At 53.2% G+C, this 19,098-nt stretch carries 16 protein-coding genes; 1 reads left to right on the top strand and 15 read right to left on the bottom strand.

Annotated features, from left to right (window positions below):
• The first annotated feature begins 50 nt into the window (after positions 1-50).
• A complete protein-coding gene (locus BMW41_RS04315; protein ID WP_031473044.1) occupies positions 51-290 on the top strand; it encodes an HPr family phosphocarrier protein in 240 nt (79 codons plus the stop codon).
• A 274-nt stretch (positions 291-564) separates the two neighbouring features.
• Here BMW41_RS04315 and thiI read toward each other — a convergent pair whose 3' ends face one another.
• The 15 genes from thiI to BMW41_RS04385 form a co-directional block, all read right to left on the bottom strand.
• Positions 565-1,749, bottom strand: coding sequence for a tRNA uracil 4-sulfurtransferase ThiI (thiI, locus tag BMW41_RS04320; protein WP_074649014.1), 1,185 nt, complete (start codon positions 1,747-1,749; stop codon positions 565-567).
• A 14-nt stretch (positions 1,750-1,763) separates the two neighbouring features.
• A complete protein-coding gene (locus tag BMW41_RS04325; RefSeq protein WP_074649015.1) occupies positions 1,764-2,918 on the bottom strand; it encodes a cysteine desulfurase family protein in 1,155 nt (384 codons plus the stop codon).
• Between the two features lie 74 nt (positions 2,919-2,992).
• Positions 2,993-3,733 carry a 16S rRNA (uracil(1498)-N(3))-methyltransferase gene (locus tag BMW41_RS04330; RefSeq protein ID WP_074649016.1) on the bottom strand — a complete coding sequence of 247 codons (741 nt, stop codon included), beginning with the start codon at positions 3,731-3,733 and terminating at the stop codon, positions 2,993-2,995.
• 7 nt (positions 3,734-3,740) lie between these two features.
• Positions 3,741-4,727, bottom strand: coding sequence for a 50S ribosomal protein L11 methyltransferase (gene prmA / locus BMW41_RS04335; RefSeq protein WP_074649017.1), 987 nt, complete (start codon positions 4,725-4,727; stop codon positions 3,741-3,743).
• Between the two features lie 27 nt (positions 4,728-4,754).
• The gene (gene hemW / locus BMW41_RS04340; RefSeq protein ID WP_074649018.1) at positions 4,755-6,140 is read right to left on the bottom strand and encodes a radical SAM family heme chaperone HemW; all 1,386 of its coding nucleotides are present in this window, start codon (positions 6,138-6,140) and stop codon (positions 4,755-4,757) included.
• Positions 6,140-7,957 (bottom strand): translation elongation factor 4, encoded by a 1,818-nt coding sequence (lepA, locus tag BMW41_RS04345; RefSeq protein ID WP_074649019.1) that lies wholly within the window; start codon positions 7,955-7,957, stop codon positions 6,140-6,142. Before lepA ends, hemW begins: the two co-directional genes overlap by 1 nt.
• A gap of 348 nt (positions 7,958-8,305) precedes the next feature.
• Complete coding sequence (locus BMW41_RS04350) at positions 8,306-8,869, bottom strand: LOG family protein (RefSeq protein ID WP_074649020.1); 564 nt, start codon at positions 8,867-8,869, stop codon at positions 8,306-8,308.
• 259 nt (positions 8,870-9,128) lie between these two features.
• Complete coding sequence (locus BMW41_RS04355) at positions 9,129-10,763, bottom strand: PspC-like choline-binding domain-containing protein (protein WP_074649021.1); 1,635 nt, start codon at positions 10,761-10,763, stop codon at positions 9,129-9,131.
• Between the two features lie 432 nt (positions 10,764-11,195).
• A complete protein-coding gene (locus BMW41_RS04360; RefSeq protein WP_074649042.1) occupies positions 11,196-11,927 on the bottom strand; it encodes a response regulator transcription factor in 732 nt (243 codons plus the stop codon).
• Between the two features lie 55 nt (positions 11,928-11,982).
• The gene (locus tag BMW41_RS04365) at positions 11,983-13,290 is read right to left on the bottom strand and encodes a sensor histidine kinase (protein ID WP_242870297.1); all 1,308 of its coding nucleotides are present in this window, start codon (positions 13,288-13,290) and stop codon (positions 11,983-11,985) included.
• 204 nt (positions 13,291-13,494) lie between these two features.
• A complete protein-coding gene (locus BMW41_RS04370; protein ID WP_074649023.1) occupies positions 13,495-14,382 on the bottom strand; it encodes a L,D-transpeptidase family protein in 888 nt (295 codons plus the stop codon).
• Between the two features lie 416 nt (positions 14,383-14,798).
• Positions 14,799-15,062, bottom strand: coding sequence for a 30S ribosomal protein S20 (gene rpsT / locus BMW41_RS04375; RefSeq protein WP_031473018.1), 264 nt, complete (start codon positions 15,060-15,062; stop codon positions 14,799-14,801).
• A 135-nt stretch (positions 15,063-15,197) separates the two neighbouring features.
• Positions 15,198-16,178 (bottom strand): DNA polymerase III subunit delta, encoded by a 981-nt coding sequence (gene holA, locus BMW41_RS04380; protein ID WP_074649024.1) that lies wholly within the window; start codon positions 16,176-16,178, stop codon positions 15,198-15,200.
• Positions 16,175-16,348 carry a hypothetical protein gene (locus BMW41_RS14545; RefSeq protein WP_177171160.1) on the bottom strand — a complete coding sequence of 58 codons (174 nt, stop codon included), beginning with the start codon at positions 16,346-16,348 and terminating at the stop codon, positions 16,175-16,177. The genes holA and BMW41_RS14545 overlap by 4 nt, the downstream gene beginning before the upstream one ends.
• Positions 16,296-18,956: a ComEC/Rec2 family competence protein gene (locus tag BMW41_RS04385; RefSeq protein ID WP_177171161.1), complete on the bottom strand. Its 2,661-nt coding sequence runs from the start codon at positions 18,954-18,956 to the stop codon at positions 16,296-16,298. The genes BMW41_RS14545 and BMW41_RS04385 overlap by 53 nt, the downstream gene beginning before the upstream one ends.
• Between the last annotated feature and the right edge of the window lie 142 nt (positions 18,957-19,098).

The following is a 19,098-nucleotide window of genomic DNA, read 5'->3' on the forward strand; positions in this document are numbered from 1 at the left end:
TTTGTACTATTAATTATATTTACTAATTTTTTTGAATGGAGGGCGTTTTCATGAAAACTGTTCAGATTTCCTTAAATTCTATCGATAAAGTCAAGGCTTTCGTCAATGACCTTGCAAAGTTTGATGTTGATTTTGACCTTGTATCCGGAAGATATGTTGTCGATGCAAAATCCATCATGGGTATCTTTTCCCTCGATCTCTCCAAGCCGATCGACCTGAATATCCAGTGCGATCCGGGCGAGAAACTGGACAAAGTTCTTGCCACTCTGGCACCGTACATCATCGCCTGATGAAGGCAGATCTTCATTGTACGCCATCCGACATCGAATATAAGTCATACATAAGCCGGACTTCCCGAAAGGAGTCCGGCTTTTTTTTGGGCGAAGCACTTAGCGACACATATTTTGTCCTCCAGGCTCAAGCAGACAAGCTTGCTTGTCTATTTGAGCCGTCAATCAGAGTTTGAAAGTTTACTTTCAAACTTCACTTAGCGGCTTTGCCGCTTAGTGAAATAGCGTGCTGCGGCTGGTATTTTCGAGCTTAGTGGATTTGCGCTTCCTTATTTTACCAGCACGCGATGACTTCTTCCGTGTCAATCGCAGTCTGTACCATCTCATCGATCTTCTCTTCAAGATTCTTCTCGCTCTTTTCAATCGTATCGAGGAACGGCTTGGTCACCGGATGCTTTGCCACAAAGATCGTGCAGCAGTCCTCGTACGGCTCGATCGAGGTTTCATAGGTTCCGATCTTGTAGGAAATGTCGACGATATCCTGCTTGTCAAACGCGATCAGCGGACGGAAGACCGGCATGTGCTCCACTGCCGCGTCGGTACATTGCAGAGACTGCATGGTCTGGGATGCCACCTGACCGATGGACTCGCCGGTCACAAGGCAGTGGCAGCCGTTCTTCTGTGCCAGCTTCTCCGCGATCTTCATCATGTAGCGTCTCATGATGATGGTGAGCTCATCATGCGGACAGTTCTGATAAATATACATCTGAATGTCGGTAAAGTTGATGACATGCAGCCGGATATTTCCGGAATACTTGGAAACCTGCTTTGCCAGATCCACTACCTTCTGCTTTGCTCTCTCGCTGGTGTACGGCGGTGCATGGAAATACGTCGCCTCCAGCACAACGCCGCGCTTTGCGATCATGTATCCCGCCACCGGGCTGTCGATTCCGCCGGACAGAAGAAGCATTGCCTTTCCGTTGGTTCCCACCGGCATACCGCCCGGCCCCGGAATCACCAGAGAGTAAATGTTGACGCAGGTCTTGCGGATCTCCACGTTCAGCAGCATTTCCGGATGGTGTACATCGACCTTCAGCTCCGGATATGCCTGCAGCAGAACCTCGCCGAGATCGGCGTTGATCGTCTCGGAGGTTCCCGGATATGCCTTGTTGATACGGCGGCTGTTGACTTTAAAGGTGAAGTGACGGTCTGCGTACACATCACCGACATATTTCACAACCTGCTCCTTCAGGTCATCAAAGCCCTTATCCTCAATGCGAACCAGCGGGCAGATGGCTGCGATGCCGAATACTCTCTTCAGGGCATCCACCACCTCGTCAAAATCAAATTCTTCGGATGCGTCCGCGTAAATGCGTCCCGCCTCCTTGGTGACAAGAAATTTTCCGTCCAGCGGACGAAGAACGGTATTGATGTGGGAGATCAGCTTATCTTCAAAAAGATAACGGTTCTTGCCCTTGATGCCGATCTCGGCGTATTTGATCAAAAATGAATGAAACATATTATTCTCCTAAATTAATACCTGCGGAATTTTCTCAGTTCCGGCAGGATCTCTTTCAGCTGCGCGATGACATAATCGATCTGTTCTTCATTGTTAAAGCTTCCAAGGCTGAATCGAAGCGTGGAATCCAGAAGTTCTTTCTTCACGCCGATCGCCTTCAGCGTGCCGCTGATGCCCGGATGATTGGACGAGCAGGCAGATCCGGAAGAGACATAGATCTCTTTTCGCTCCAGCGCATGGAGGAGAACCTCCGCCCGGATGCCTTCAAAGCTGCAGCTGACAATCTGCGGCGCATTTCTCCGGTCCTCAAATCCGTTGACCGTGGTTCCCTCGATCTCGTGAAGTCCGCTGATCAGTCGGTCCCGGAGTTCATAGAGGCGGTCAATCCGTTTTTCAAATCCCGTATAGGCCATCTTTGCGGCAACGCCGAGACCGTAGCAGCCGGGAACATTTTCCGTTCCGGAACGCATATCTCTCTGCTGCCCGCCGCCGAGAATAATGGGATGGACATGAATCTTCTCTCCGATATACAGGAACCCCGTCCCCTTCGGTCCGTGGATCTTGTGACCGCTGACCGACAGAAGATCGATGCCCATCTTCTTCGGGCGGATCCGGTATTTTCCGTATGCCTGAATCGCGTCCACATGGAAGACAGTTCGCGGATTGGTCTCATGGATCACCTTCGCGATCTCCTCCACCGGCTCCACTGCACCGATCTCGTTGTTCACATACATGATGGACACCAGAATCGTGTCTTTCCGGATGGATTCCCTGAGCTGTTCCAGGGAAATGTGTCCGTTCTCATCCACCGGAAGATAGGTGATCTCATATCCCATCTCTTCCAGAAAGGTCAGCGGCTGATAGATCGACGCATGTTCCACGCCGCTGGTAATGATGTGCTTTCCCATACGGCGCATCGAGTATGCCGTTCCGTAGAGCGCCATATTGTTGGACTCCGTTCCGCCGGAAGTGAACACAATCTCCCGCTCGGTTACTTTCAGGGTATCCGCGATGGTCTTTCTTGCCTCACGGACCAGATTTTCCGCTTCCATTCCCTTCGTGTGCATGGAAGACGGGTTTCCGTAATCCGTTGTCATGGCACGGAGGACGGCTTCGGCGACTTCGTCATATACTCTGGTCGTCGCAGAGTTGTCAAAATATGCTTCCATTGTTCTTTCTTTTCTAAGCTTTGGTGATTTTGTCTTATTTAGTTCTGTTTGCCGTTATCGGCCTTCATCGCTTTTCAGCAGTCGTCGAGCTGCATCATCAGTGCAGACAGGATGCAGAGTCCCGCGGTCTCCGTGCGGAGGATCCGCTTTCCCAGCGTGACCGGCTCGGTACCGGCGTCTTGGGCCTTTTCGATCTCTCCCGGATCAAAACCGCCCTCCGGTCCGATGAATACGGCGATATCCTGTCCCGGCGCCGCCTTTCCCAGAAGTTCTCTCGTCTTCGCCATCCCGTCTGCGTTCTCATACGGAATGAGCTTCAGGTCGAATCCCTTCACTTCTTCCAGTGCCTGCCCGAAAGAGATCACCGGAGCAACCTCCGGGATCACGCTCCGCTTGGACTGCTTGGCAGCCGCCAGCGCGATGGCATTCCAGCGCTTCACTTTGGACTCTGCCTTTTTGGCATCCAGCTTCACGACCGTATTCTTCGTCAACACCGGAACGATGCGGTATGCTCCGAGCTCCACCGCCTTCTGGATGATGAGTTCCATCTTGTCGCTCTTCGGCAGTCCCTGATACAGATGGATGCGCGCCGGAAGTTCATTGTTTTCCTTCCGCACTTCCAGAATCCGGCAAATCACCTCATCCCGGCGGATTTCCTCGATTCCGCAGAGGCGGTCCATCTCTCCCTCCGCGCTGATCAGCACTTTTTCTCCCGGCTTCATGCGGAGAACATTGCCGATGTGATTGACATCCTCACCGAGAATCGTGATCCGCTCTTCTTCGATCTGATCCGGTTCCACAAAGAAATGGTACATGCTCCGGTCACTCCTTCACTGCTGTCACATTGACCCACTCGCCCTGATGATTGATCTCCACGATCTTCAGGGACGGCTCCGCCTGAAATGCCGCCACTACATCCTCTTCCTTGGTATTGATGATACCGGAAGTGATGAATACGCCGCCCTTTTTCAGATGCTGCGGGATCTCCGGAACCAGTCCGATGATCACCGGCGCAAGGATATTCGCGGTCACGATATCATATTTTTCAAAGCCGACTTTTTCCTGAACGGCTCTGGTCTCCTCCTCGGTCTGATTATCCGGACCGCCGGAGAGAAGGTTGCCCTGAAGGACATCAAACTTGTCCCTGGCAATATCGTTGGACGCAAGGTTCTCCGCCACGGCATCGATGGCATTTTCATCCAGATCCGTGCCAAAGACATAACCGGCGCCCAGCTTCAGCGCCGCGATGCCGAGAATACCGCTTCCGGTTCCCACATCAAGAATCTGCTCGCCGCCCTTGATATACTTTTCAAGCTGGCGGATGCAGAGCTGGGTCGTCTCATGCAGACCGGTTCCGAAGGCTGTGCCCGGATCGATCTGGATCATGAGTTTATCCTTGTGCTCTTCCGGCACCGGCTCCCAGGTCGGCTTGATCAGGATATTGTCCACGGTAAACGGCTTGAAATACTGCTTCCAGTTGTTGATCCAGTCCTTGTCCTCAGTCTCGGATTCCTCGATGGTGCAGGCGCCGAGGTCCGTGAACTGCGCGAGCTCCGCCAGCGCCTCCTTTGCCTTCTGAAGCATGGCATCCGCATTTTCGTCGTCATCCAGATAGAAGGAAATCCGGGAAACACCCTCATCCGGCGGAAGTTCCGGCAGAATGTCAATGAACATTCCCTTGGTCTCCTCATCGGTCAGCGGGATATTGTCCTCGATCATGACGCCCTCGATGCCGATATCGTCCAGCGTCGCGGAGACCAGATCCTCCGCTGCAGTTGTTGTTGTCAGTGTATATTTTTTCCACTTCATTGCGTTTCCTCCATTTATCGCATGCGCTCAGTCCGGCAGAAACTCTGCCATCGCGGCATTGGACACATCCAGTCCTGTCTCTGTGAGCAGAACCCGGTCTCCGGCTTCCGCAAGAAGACCTTCTCTTTTCAGTTTGTCGATCACTTTTCCGTAGACATCCCGAAGTTCCCGGCCGAATTCTTTCCGGAATTCCTCCGCGGACACCCCGTCCGTCAGCCGAAGTCCGAGAAACATAAATTCCGCCATCCGGTCCGCTTCCGTGAGAACTTCCGGTGTATCATACAGCGCGCAGTTCCTTTGATCCGGCTTTTCCTCATTCATGTCCGGCTCTTCCATCAGGCGGCTCTTCGCCGCTTTTCCTTCATTCCGGGGTATTCCCGCATCCCCTGTATCTGTTCCAATGGAAATTCCGGCACGGGAACACGCCGCAAGCCGGTCACGGTATTCCTCCAGATCCCTTGTCACGGAAAACCGGACATACTGCCCGTTCTCACACAGATAGGAACTTGCCCCGAGGCCGAAGCCAAGATATTCCGTCCCGGTCCAGTATCCGAGATTATGCCGGCATTCCCGCCCGGCCTTCGCATAGTTGGAGATCTCGTAGCGCCGGTATCCGGCCTCCGCGAGAATCCGTTTTGTGTCGTGATACATCGCCCGGTCTTCCGTCTCCCCGGGGATCCTTGCCCGGCCGCGGTAGCGCGCCAGATGAGCTTCCGGCACATCGGCATACTCGCCGTACTCCGCGATATCGCTGCTCATCCCGCCGTACTCCTCATAGAACGGAGTTCCCGGCTCGACGATCAGGCTGTACGCCGAAATGTGTTCCGGCGCGAGCGCAATCACCCTTTTCAGCGTGTCCCGCCAGGTTTCTGCCGACTGTCCCGGCAGAGCGCTCATCAGATCAATGTTGATGTTGTCAAAGCCGGCATTTCTCGCCGTCTCCCAGCTTTCCAGAAAATCCGCCCAGGTGTGAATCCGCCCGAGAAGCCGGAGTTCCCCGTCATGGGTGCTCTGCAGTCCCATGCTCAGACGGTTCACGCCGGCCGCCTTCCAGATCCGTGCCTTCTCTTCCGTGACCGTACCGGGATTTGCCTCCATCGTGATTTCCGCATCCTCCCGGACGAAATAGACCTCCCGGATCCGGTCCAGTATCCGGCGGATCGCCTCCGCCGGCAGAACCGACGGCGTGCCTCCCCCGATAAAGACGGAAGTAACGTCCGACGGCGCAGCATCACGCTTTCCTCTTCCGTGCCGCATTCGGGCGATCTCACAGAGGAGTGCTTCCACATACCGTTCTTCCTTGCCGCCCGAAGGATCTCCGCAGGGAAACGAGAGAAAATCACAGTACCGGCATTTTTTCACGCAGAACGGAATGTGAACATAGATCTCCATATCCGGCCGCTCTTTCTTCATCAGTTTCCGTCATCCAGTTTCAGGACGCTCATAAACGCGCTCTGCGGGATCTCGACATTGCCGACCTCGCGCATACGCTTCTTACCTTCCTTCTGTTTCTCCAGAAGTTTTTTCTTACGGGAAATATCGCCGCCGTAGCACTTCGCCAGAACATCCTTGCGCATCGCGCGGACGGTTGTTCTGGCCACAATGCGGCCGCCAACCGCTGCCTGAATCGGGATCTCGAAGAGGTGTCTCGGGATCTCGTTCTGGAGCTTCTCACACATCTTCTTTCCGCGCTCGTAGGCGGAGTCCGCAAAGACGATGAAGCTCAGGGCATCCACCTGCTCGCGGTTGATGAGGATGTCCAGTTTCACCAGTTTGGACGGCTCATAACCCTTGAGTTCATAATCCAGAGACGCATATCCTCTGGATCGGGATTTCAGGGCGTCGAAGAAGTCGTAAATGATCTCGTTCAGCGGAAGCTCGTAGTGAAGAATCGCTCTCGTCGCCTCCACGTAATCTGTATTCAGGTACACGCCGCGGCGCTCCTGGCAGAGCGTCATGATGGCACCGACGTATTCCGTGGTAACCATGATCTCCGCCTTGACGATCGGCTCTTCCATGTGTTCAATCTCCGACGGATCCGGAAGATTCGACGGGTTGGTGAGCTCCATCATCGTGCCGTCGGTCTTATAGACATGGTAGACTACGCCCGGCGCGGTGGTCACAAGGTCAAGATTGTATTCTCTCTCCAGTCTTTCCTGGATGATATCCAGATGAAGAAGGCCGAGGAAGCCGCAACGGAAGCCGAAACCGAGGGCCGCCGATGTCTCCGGCTCATAGTAGAGAGCGGCGTCATTTAACTGAAGTTTTTCCAGTGCATCCCGCAGTTCCGGATAGCGGGCGGAATCTGCCGGATAAATGCCGCAGTAAACCATCGGCGTCACCTTCTTGTATCCCGGAAGCGGCTCCGCGCACGGATTGGCCGCACCGGTCACGGTATCACCGACACGCGCTTCCTGAAGATTCTTAATGCTTCCGGTGAAATATCCGACCATGCCGCAGTCGAGGCCGTCGCCCGGAACAAACCGTCCCGCGCCGAAATAGCCGACTTCCACCACATCGATCTCCGCTCCGGTGGCCATCATGCGGACCTTCATGCCCTTTTTGATGGAACCGTTCTTCACGCGGCAGAAGACGATGACGCCTTTATAGGAATCATAGATCGAGTCGAAGATCAGCGCCTGCAGCGGTGCCTCCGGATCTCCGGAGGGAGGCGGAAGTTTCGTCACGATCTGCTCCAGCACTTCCTCCACATTGAGGCCGGTCTTCGCTGACACCCGCGGTGCCTCAGAGGCGTCGATGCCGATGATATCCTCGATCTCCTCGGCAACCTCTTCCGGGTGCGCACTCGGAAGATCCACCTTGTTCAGCACCGGGAACACCTCCAGATCATGATCCAGCGCAAGGTAGACATTGGCCAGCGTCTGCGCCTCCACTCCCTGTGTGGAATCGACGACAAGGATTGCTCCGTCACAGGCCGCAAGGCTTCGGGATACCTCGTAGTTGAAATCGACGTGTCCCGGAGTGTCGATCAGATTGAAGATGTACTCATTGCCGTCTTTTGCTTTATATACGGTGCGGACGGCCTGTGACTTGATGGTGATGCCTCGCTCACGCTCCAGCTCCATGTTGTCCAGCACCTGATCCTGCATCTCACGCTCGGTGAGAAGTCCTGTTTTCTCGATGATACGGTCTGCAAGTGTTGATTTGCCGTGGTCAATGTGTGCCACGATGCAGAAATTTCTGATTCTGCTCTGATCAGCAGCTCCCATCCTGTTTCCTCTTTTCTTTATATTGAAATTCCGTTCTGTGATAAATGTCCTGTTCCTCTCTTTGGAAGCAAATCCCACGGATCGGTCCGCTCATGCCCCGGTATCTCTCACTCCGGAGGAACTTCCAAAAATAAGAAAGACACAATAACTCAATTTAATAGAATAACATTGATCCGGCTTTTCCGCAATACTTTACGCCGCGGCCCGGCCGACGCTGTCTTTCCGGACGACGCTGTCGGTTCCCGGCTGACGCTGTCTTTCCGAACGACGCTGTCGGTTCCCGGATGACGCCGTCATTCCCGGCCCGCGTTCCTCCGGTACGAAGCAACGCACTTCGCCCCCTGAAAATCAGGATCCGGAAGTCAGAATACGCCCGATCTCCTCGATGCTCTCCGCAAAATACACTCCTCCGAGACGGTGTTCTTCCAGAAATCCGGCTTCCACCATCTGTGAAAGAAGCGCCCGGATATGATCGTAATACCCATCCAGATTATAGAAGATACACGGGCTGTCAATGCCGCCTTCTTTTCCCTCTTCGATGCGGGCGAGGGTCGTCATTTCCATCACCTCGGCGATCTCCTCCAGCGTGCCGGTTCCGCCCGGAAAAGCGATGAACGCGTCTCCGAGTTCGATCATTTTGCCCTTCCGCTCCCGCATGTCCTTTGTCACGATCAGCTCATCGATCTCTTCATTCTGAAGCGCATTCTTCACGAAGAATTCCGGTTCCACGCCGATGACATGACCGCCTGCGCCGAGAACCGCCGTGGACAGGACTCCCATCAGTCCGACACGGCTTCCTCCGTAGATCAGACGGTGTCCGTTCTCTCCGATCCAGGTTCCGAGGCGTTCCGCCTCTCTTCGATATTTCCCGTCCTTTCCGAACGATGATCCGAGGTATACTGTAATGTTCATTCTCTCTCCTCCCGCTTCCAAACATGTATGAGCGTATTGTAGCACAAGAAAGCAGTCTCCGGCTGATTGTTCCGGAAACTGCTTCTCACCAAAGAATGATATTAGCATTTACAAATATGAAAAAGAAAAAAGGACTGTGCACCAAATCCCCCGTAATGCAGAATACGGGCGGCGGATTCGTCCGCTCCGCCGTCCGTCTCGGGGAAAAATATCAGCACTTCCGCTCTCTGTCATAAAGCGGATTGATTTCAAAAAGGGATTAATCCTCGGCTTCGTTTCCGAGTGCTGCCGGTGTGAGGTTGTCTTCACCGTCCTGCTTCGGCATGATGCCGACAGCACCATTTTCATTCGGATACATCCAGTTGTCCATCAGCTCGATGTGCGGAACTTCCGCGATCTCATTCAGATTCAGAACGGTTCCGTCCTCATCGACTGCGGACTTGATGTTCTGACCGCTCATCTCAACCCTGCACTTGGAGTAGGTATTGCCGTCAACGGTCTCGATCGTGTACTTCTTGGTCTTGCTCTTCTGAATCTTACCGTTCTTGTTGACCAGATAGAACTTATTGCCGATCTTGAATACACGGTTGTCATCCTGAGCCTCCAGACGCTTACCCTGGAAATACAGCGTATCATGATCTACACCGTCAACGCCCTGACCGGAGCCGCCCTTCTTGGTCTTGAAGGAATAGTAGTAGGTGTTGCTGTCATCCTCTTCCAGATTGCTGATCTTACCGGTCTTCATGTAGCCGTCGCCGTCGAAATAGTAGGTGTGGCCGCCAATGTACTGCAGTCCGGTCTTCATTCTGCCGTTCTCATCGAATACGAAGGTTCCGGTCTTGCCGTTCCAGGAGATCTTCTCCTTCTTGCGGTAAACGGTCTTGCCTTCATCGGTCAGACCATTCGCGTCACGGCTTCCCGCATGCAGAATCTCGCCCTTGGTATTCTTTACCCAGTACCAGTCGGTATCGTCATCGGTGCCGAGATCCCTGGATCCGGAAATCTCAAACCAGCCCTTTGCGGCACCGCCGTCTGCCTTGCCTTCCCCGTTCGAAGTAAAGTAGTACATCTTGTCGATGGATGCCCTGGTTGCATTATCAGGAAGATTTCCGTCAAGGTTCGCATTGGAGCTGCGTGTCACCTTGGTATCGCCGTCGATCCACTCATACAGCATCTGTCCGTGGCCGTTGAACATGAAGTAGCTTCCGTTGATCTTCTTTCTGTTTGCGCCGGTGTAGAGTTTTCCGGAATTCTGGAAATAATACCATCCCTCGGATTCGCATTTCTGGGAATCCGTATCGCCGGAACAATTCTCGCCCTTGAAGCTGATCTCCTTGGAATCTTCGTCATTTTCGTCGTGTGTTTCCCCCGGATTCTGGAGCCAGAGCCATTTGCTCTCCACTCTCCATCCCTGATCCTCGGTTCCGAGATAGAAGACGTCGTCCCCCTTCTGATACCAGCCATACTGCATCTTACCGTCGGAATCGAAATAATAGGTCTTGCCGTTGATTTTCTTGGAGCCGTCGGTCACTTTCTTGCCCTTTGTGCCGAAATAGTACCAGTGCTCGTCGTTCTCGCCCGGCGCAGAGCTGTCACTGTCATCGGAATCCGATGTCTTGACCCACTGATTTACCAGCATGGCGCCGTCTGAGCCGACATAGTGCTCATCGTCCACCCAGCCGTTGGTCTTCATGTTGCCGTCATCATCCAGATAGAAGAATTTATTTCCGTCCTTCTGCCAGGAGCCGGTCACCATCTCATCATCTTTGTCGTAATAGTGCCATACACCGGCGGAATCCTTTTCCCATCCGGCCGCAAAGGATGCCTGGGAGGCACCCAGTGCGAGAATGGCAGATGCAGATAATACTGCAACAAGTTTTGTCTTCTTATTCATTGTTTATGCACACTCCTTTTCTTTTCGTTTCAACGCCTGAAACCCATCCGGTGTTTTCACGCGCTGGCGCGGCATCCGTCAAAACCGGAGTCTCTGTCTGACCCTGAATTCCAACTCTGGTTTTTGGCGTCTGCCCGCACAAACTGTCAGGCCGGCGCAGGCAACCCCTGAATTGCCCGTTCCGCCTTTCGCATACCACTATAGCGAAACCTCTTAAACGAAAAGTCGGGATTTCCTAAACCGTTTCTAAACTGTTTTCTACCAAAAGATGACAGCCTCCGGTGCAGCCCATGATTATTACCAACAGCGCTGTGGCAGAAACAAACAACGCAGTCAGACCTTCTCTGTCCGACTGCGCTGACATTCTGCACCGATTCATTTTTCAGTTTGAACCTTTGATCCGTTTTTCTCCCGCCATGTTATCTGTCCATCTTATTTGTTCATCCGGTAGCCGGCGCCCCAGACCGTTTCCAGGAGCCTGGGCTTTTTCGGCTCATCCTCGATCTTCTCGCGGATGCGGTTGATATGAACGATCACCGTCGCCGCATCACCGGCATAATCATAGCCCCAGATTTTCTCATAGAGCTGTTCTTTGTTAAAGAGAATGTTCGGGTTCTGCGCGAGAAAACAGAGAAGTTCAAATTCCCTCGTCTTCAGCGAGATCTCCTTCCCGTTCTTGGTAACGCGATATCCCTTCGGAAAGATATGCAGATCACCGATCACGATCTCCTCGGCGTCGTTCTCATTTCCCTGCATTTCCTTCATCGCCTCGTTTCCGGCGCACTCCACGATCCGGTCATACTGGCGAAGGTTCGCGTTGACGCGGGCCACCAGCTCCGCCGGATCAAACGGCTTGGAAATGTAGTCGTCGGCGCCGTTGCCCAGTCCCTGAATCTTATCGATCGCCTCGGTTCTTGCCGTCACCATCAGGATCGGCACGGCGGTCAGACTGCGGATCGCCTTACAGAGCTCATATCCGTTTCTCCCCGGCAGCATGACATCGATCAGAAAAAGGGAATACTCTCCGGACTCGGCAAGTTTCTCCAAATCTTTTCCGTCCCGATGCACCTCCACCTCATACCCCGCAGCAGAGATGTACGCCTCCTCAATCATGCTGATATCTTCATCATCTTCGATAATCAGAATCTTTTTTTTCTCATCCATCGTTATCTCCTTATTGTCCGGCCGGTTCCCGGACTGTTTCGCCAAAAGCGGCGGTTTATCCCCCCGACACAGCTCCGGAATCCTCCGTTCTCTTCGGGAGCGGTTCATCGTTTCCGCCATCATCGCTTCCACCGCAAAAACTCAGATGAAAGACCATTCCGGGATCCGACTCCGCGGTCACCGCCCCGTTCATTCCATGCATCAGTGAGCGGACGATATAGAGTCCCAGTCCGTTTCCTTTCGTCCGGTTTCTGGACTCATCCCCACGGTAAAATTCCTCAAAAATATTCTCGAGCTGATCCTTCGCCACACCTTTTCCGTTGTCACTAAAATCGATCACCACGCGGTCTCCGGACTGCCGGATTCCGATCCGGAGTTTCAGCGGATCCGCATCCGCGTATTTTTTGCTGTTCTCCAAAAGATTATCCAGAATCCGGACGACCTGATCGGGATCCGCCCAGATCATCACCGGCCGGTTTGCGGAGTCAAACTCCAGCACCAGATCTTCATTGGTCTCCTGCCGGTCCTTCACATATCCGTCCAAAAACAGATCCGCATCAAAGCTGTCCATCCGGAGCGGAATGTGCCCGGTCTCCACGCGGGACAAATAGAGAAGATTCCGAAGAAGCACTTCCATATCTTCCGTCCGCTGATATGCTCTCTGCAGGAATTTCTGCTGCTGTTCCGGTGTCGCGGCCACCCCGTCCATCAGGCCCTTCACGGTTCCGCGCACCGCTGTCAGCGGCGTGCGAAGATCATGGGAAATGCCGGCGATCATCTCGGTTCTCGCTTTCTCATACCGCGCATTCTGCTCCTGTGCCTCCAGAATGGAGTGCTGCATCCGGTTGAACTGACCGCAGACGTGTTCGAACTCCTCAATTCCCTCATAATGAATGTCGGTCTTCAGATTCCCGTCACGAATCCTTCTGGCGCCGCCCTCCAGTTCATCCAGCGGAACCATAATGCTTCCGGAAAGCCGCTTGGTAAAGAACTGACTGATCAGAAGGAGACCGCCGATGCAGATGGCACCGTCCGCCGCAAACAGGACAAAGAACCCGCTCCAGGATTCGGCGTAGGTCTGCAGAAGATCATCCACCTCTCCGCCTTCGATCGCCATTCGCTTTTCGATCTCTTCTTCCAGATCATTTCCCGATTCGTAAGTTTCATTCAGCATGTCTGTGATTGCCTCGTTAAAACGCTGTTCCACGATTTTGGAATAAATCTTCAGTGTGACCAGATTGACGGTCAGAAACGTGAGCAGCACAAACAGTACCATAAAGGTATTGGAGCGAAACACTTTGGATTCAATGGTTTTATTTCGTTCAAACAGCATGTTGGCCACCTCGGTCTGTCTTATAATCATATATCGTCATTATGACCATTTTAACAAAGCTCATTATCATTTTATGCAAACTTTCTAAACATTCCATCGTCAGAATGTTACGTTTTTCTGACAGGAAAGAAAAAAGTCCCCCTTAAGCAGATTCGGTGGTTAACCTTGTCTCCTTAAGGGGGATCGTACCGGCATCCAATACGTTCCTGCCGGATAATTATTATTTATCGTTTTTTACGCGTGAACCACAACCGGCATACCCACATAAACCAGGTTGTAGAGCTGCGCCGCAATATCGGTCGGCAGGTTTACACAGCCGTGAGAACCGCCGGTGGTGTAGATCGCGCCGCCGAAATTGGATCTCCAGGACGCGTCATGGAGTCCCTCACCGTTGTAGAACGGCATCCAGTATTTCACCGGAGACGCATACGGAGTTCCGTTGTCGTTGGTTCCTCTGAGCACGCGGTTAAGCTGCTTTGCCTGAATCCGGTGAACGCCCTGTGTGGTGTCATGTGCGCCCAGTCTTCCGGTTACACACGGAGAAGAAAGCACCAGCTGGTTGTCGCGGTAGCAGTACATGGACTGCTCGCCGATGGATACCTCAACGCAGTTGGCATATCCGGTCGGATTCGGTCTTGCCGGATCAACCTTTGCGCCGGTCGCATCCACCTTGTTGCCGTCCGGTGTCGCCTCGTTGACATAGAGTGCGCCGACGGAATGTGTCGTGTCGCCGTCCTCGGCAAAATAATAGTCAACACCGTCGATATTCTGCCAGCCCTTCTGCATCTTGCCTTCGCTGCTGAAGTAATATCTCTGGGTCAGATCCTGCCATCCGGTGAGCATCAGACCGTCATGGTTGAAGTAATACCAGTTTCCGCCGATCTCCTGCCACTGGCTCTTCAGCGCGCTGCCACTGGCGAGATAGTTCCAGGTCCCGTCCGCATTCTGCAGCCATCCGGTGGAAGCCGGGCCTGCGTGTCCGCCCTTTACGGTAACATTTTCATATTTTCCGGCAAAGGCCGTCATCGTCGTTCCGGAAATCATCAGTACAATCGCAGCAGCCAACACTGCGAGATAAAAGAGAATCCCTTTGACATTTCTGCTATGAGTTTCTGTATTCACGTTTTCTTTCCTCCCTTGCACCGGATTTTCTCCGGTACACCGTTCAAGTTTTCACTATGCTGCCCGCAGACAGCGCCAAATACTGTTTTATACCTAAATAATTATTACGTCAAGAAAATTCTCCCTGATACGCGGCCTTCACTCTGATTCGGCACTCAACTAAGCTCATAAAACCCCCGCCAGGTTTCGATCCGTGGCTCGCGCTAAGTTCGTGAAACACCAGCCTCCGCACGCTATTTCACGAAGAAAGCATAGCTTCCAAGTGAAATATGCGTCGCTAAACGCTCTGCAGAAGAACAAAGTCCACGGGGCGTTTTTTTCATAGGGAAATTCTGACAAATTTCCTATAAAAAAAAGGACTCCGCCACACCAGCAGAGTCCCTGATTGGGTTAATTTATTCTATATCGGTCAGTGATTACTGAACCTTGTTTGCAGCCTTTGCAATGCGGGAAACCTTGCGGGCAACGTTGTTCTTCTTGTAAACGCCCTTGGTTCCAGCCTTCTCGATTACGGAAGTTGCGTGCTTAAGAGCAGCCTCGACAGCAGCCTTGTCGCCGGCCTCTACAGCAGCCTCGACCTTCTTGATCTCGGTCTTAACTTCGGAACGGATTGCTTTGTTTCTTGCAGCTTTCTTCTCTGCAACTAAGATTCTCTTCTTGGCGGATTTAATGTTAGCCAATTTGGACACCTCCATTGGAATGTGATTTTAATAGTTTTCTTTGAAACATATGGCGTTTGCATTAAACCTTGACACGGTTAGTTTAAATGTAAACATACTCTTGTATTCTATCAGACCCGGGCGATATGTCAAGCATTAATTTTTATATTTTCGCGTGATCATCAGTTCCACTGCCATCCGGTCCGACAGCTTTCCGGTTTTCACCGCTTCCTCCAGTTCCACCGCGGTCTGGACGCAGGAAAGAACCTGCTTTCTGGAAAATGTCCCCGCCTGTGCTTCGAGCTTCCGCACCGCAAACGGCGGAACCTTTGCCGCTTTCGCGATGGCCGCCCTGTCTGCACGGCCAGCCTGCATGTCCTTTACCAGAAGAAGCTGGTTGAACTGTCTCGTAATCAGAAAAAGAATCCGCATCGGAGGCTCCTTGAGAGCCGTCAGATCCTCGTACAGCTTCATCGCCTGCGACATTTTCCCGGAAACCAGCGCATCCACCAGATCAAAGATCCGGCTCTCCACCTGCATGGTAGTGACCGCCGCCACGTCTTCCGATTCCACAACATCTTTTTCACCGACATAGCTGATGAGTTTTTCCAGCTCGGACCGGATATTCGACATATCGTTTCCGGTGCGCATGAGAAACTCATCCATCGTCTGACGTGTCACTTTCTTCCCGGAATGAGCCAGATACTTTGCAGCCCATACCGCAAGATCGCCGTTTTCCTGTTTTGCCATCTCGGAGATCAGTCCGAGATCTTTCACCTTCTTATAGAGTGCGCTTCGCTTATCGACCTCTGTCTCCGAAAAGACAATGCTCGTCGTATCCGGCATATCCGGCAGATATTTCACCAGATCTTCCGGACTCTTTTTGAAAAAGCCGCTGTCTTCGATCAGAAGAACGCGCCGCTCCGCAAAAAACGGAAGCGTATCCGCCAGGCTTATGATCTCGTTCACACTGATGTCTTTTCCGTGAAACGTGTTGAAATTCATGTCATCTCCGCCGGTCATCGCCTGACAGAGCTGTTTTTTATAGCTTTGCCGGAGGAAATCCTCCTCCCCGTAAAGGAGATACAGCGTATGAAAGCTTTTCTTTTTGATATCTTCATCTAAAACATTACTCACTGCGTCATCCTCCTCGAGACATCATTATACGATATGCGAAGCGTTTTTCTCAAGGTCTGTTTCCTGACTTCCCCCACTGTCCCGGCAGATCTGATCTCCGGATGCATCAATTCTCTGTCATTCCCTTCTTCGGTCTGGCCGCGCCATCGTTTCTTTTCCTCTTCTTTCATCCTCTCCCTCCTTATCGCGGCTGCCGCTGTCCCGGCTTTTTTGTGCGAAAAATGTCTCCGCCCGAACCTTCTCCCCATCGCTCCGGACCGTGATCGCGCCATCGTACTCCGTGTCCAGAATCTTTGCCCCGGACTTCCGGATTCGCTCCATGGCCTCCGGCGCCGGGTGTCCGTAACGGTTGTATTTCCCGCAGGAGATCACCACCAGATCCGGTTTCACGGCATTCAGAAGATCCTCGGATGTGCTTGTCGCCGAACCATGATGTCCCGCTTTGAGGATGATGACCGGTTCCGTGTTTCCGCCGCCGGCAATTGATCCGACGTCCCGATTCGCTTTCGCCGTCAGCCGCCCCACAATCTCCTTCTCATGTTCTCCCGGAAGATCCGCCGTCAGAACCATCTTCAGATTTTCACAGGACACCTCGAACGCAAGACAGTGTTCGTTCGGGTCCGCCGCATCAAGTTTCTCGCCGACCAGCGGATGAATGCACTGCAGCCGAACGTCTCCTTCCGCAAAACCGACTCCCGCTTCCATATATTCCACCGGCACCTCTGCCTTCTCCGCGTTTTCTTTCAGTGAATCGTACCGTTCCGAGCAAACAGCCGCCGTCGGGAGGACCAGTTTTCCGACAGAAATCCCCGTATCTTCTTCCAGAAGATACGTAATTCCGTTCACATGGTCCGCATCCGGGTGACTGACGAATGCCGCGTCCACGCACGTCACTCCCTTTGATTTCAAAAACGGCACCAGCCGGTTCTCCCCCACATTCTTATCCTGTGTGCTACCGCAGTCCGAAATCCAGGCGTGGTCTCCATCCCGCAGCACAAGACATTCACCCTGCCGCACATCCAGAAACGTTGCTTCCAGACCAAACAGCGGCCGTCGAATAAACATCATGCAGAGTGCGATGCTGATGAAAAATGTGCAAACCTGCTTTTCTGTTTTCTTTTTCCTGTCTGTAAATCCCCACTTGCATACTAAAACAGCTTTATTACTGATCTCATCCCCGTAAAACGCCGCAAAAATCAGCACATAATACCCACAAACCGTCAAATCTGACGGACTTCCGGGCGTAATCTGCAGGAAGGTGGCCATCCGGGCTATTCCGCAGAGCAAACGGTAAAAATGATAGATATAGTGTCCCGGAGCCATCACGGCTCCGGTCAGTGCGTTAATCCCTTTCGCGCCGATTCCCGCTCCGGCTAACACCGGGATTCCTAGCGCACAGATTCCGGCCCCGAAGAATCCGGAAGCGGCCGCAAATGCCATCAGCGGAATCACCACAAGATTGAGCAGAAGTCCGACCGCAGGATACGTAAAATAATTCCGCAGGATAACGGGCAGTGTGAAGAGCTGGATTGCCGCATTCATCCGGAACACTTCCCGGATCCGGTCCGCATATTGCCCGGTCTCTGCACCGCAGGATCCTTTTTCTTCCTCCGTCCCGCTCTCGGTCCCTTTCCCGGGAAAAAAACCGAACGCACCCGCAGCATTCCGTTTTCCTCCGCTTCTATGCCGTTCCCGCTCCCGGTCCCGGTTTCTGTTTTTCTCCTCCAGCATCTCCGCGCGCTTCCGCCTCCGGTCCCGGTCAGCAAGGACACTGATGGCGAGGATCGCCCCGAAGGAAAGCTGCACACCGGCGGAGTAGAGAAGGAACGGGGACTGTACCAGCAGAAGGAGAAGTGCCAGCGCCATCGCGCTCATCCGGTCATAGGTCCGCCCGATAAAGTTTGCCCCCATCCCGAGAGTCGTCATGAACACCGCCCGGAACACCGACGCCCCAAAGCCTGCAATGATCCCGTAGATCAGAAGAAGGATGCCTGCTGCCGCGCCGGCCGCACCGTAGCCTGCCCCCATTCTGCGAAGCACCGTGTAGATCGTCATCCCGATCAGAGAGACATGCAGCCCCGACACCGCAAGAATATGGGAAATGCCGCCTTCCCGGAAAAGATTCGCATCCTCCTCCGACAGCATCCCCCGGTCTCCCAAAAGAATCGCCCGGAAAAATCCCCTGTCTTCCGGAAGGCAGGCAGCATCGATCGCGCACTCCGCCCTCCTTTTGATCCGATACGCGATCTGCTCCGCCGGTGAGCTTTCATTTTCTGCATCCAGCCGCTCCGCGCTGTCAGCCTGCAGACGGTACCGGATTCCAAGTCCCCGGTAATATCGCTTAAAATCAAACTGCCCCGGGTTGGTCGCCTCATCGAAAAGCGAGAGTTTTCCGTGAAAGCGAACCGTTTCCCCCGGCTCTACAGCATATTCCGCTCGGTCTGAACTGCCATCCTGACCGGATGTTTCCATGTCCCGCCGTTGTCCGTCCGGTTCCTCCGTTTTCCTTTCCCTGTCATTTTTCGAACGGTCCCATGGTGTTTTCATTCCATCCCCTCCGTTTCCAGCATTCAGCGTCACATAGATCTTCTCCGCGCGAAACGTTGACGTCTCCCTGTCCTTAGCCGGAATCCGGATCACCGCGCCGCGGACGGTATACCGTATCTGATCTTTCTTTTCCGACACCGAATCGATCACGCCTTCCGCCTCTGCGCCGCGAATGTTCTCCGACTTCTCCAGCCGCAGTTCCAGCGGCTCTTTCTTCCCTGCACAGTTCATGCAGAAGAATCCCGAAAGAAACATCAAGGCCAGAACGACAGCCCAGATTCCTCCGGAACCGTCCGGTCTGCTCTTATCTGTTTTCTTATCTGATCGCTTATCCGATCCCCTTTCAAATCTCCTTTCTGTACCCCTTTTCCGG

The sequence above is a fragment of the [Clostridium] aminophilum genome, from assembly GCF_900101295.1.
Classification (GTDB): Bacteria; Bacillota; Clostridia; order Lachnospirales; family Lachnospiraceae; genus Clostridium_R; species Clostridium_R aminophilum_A.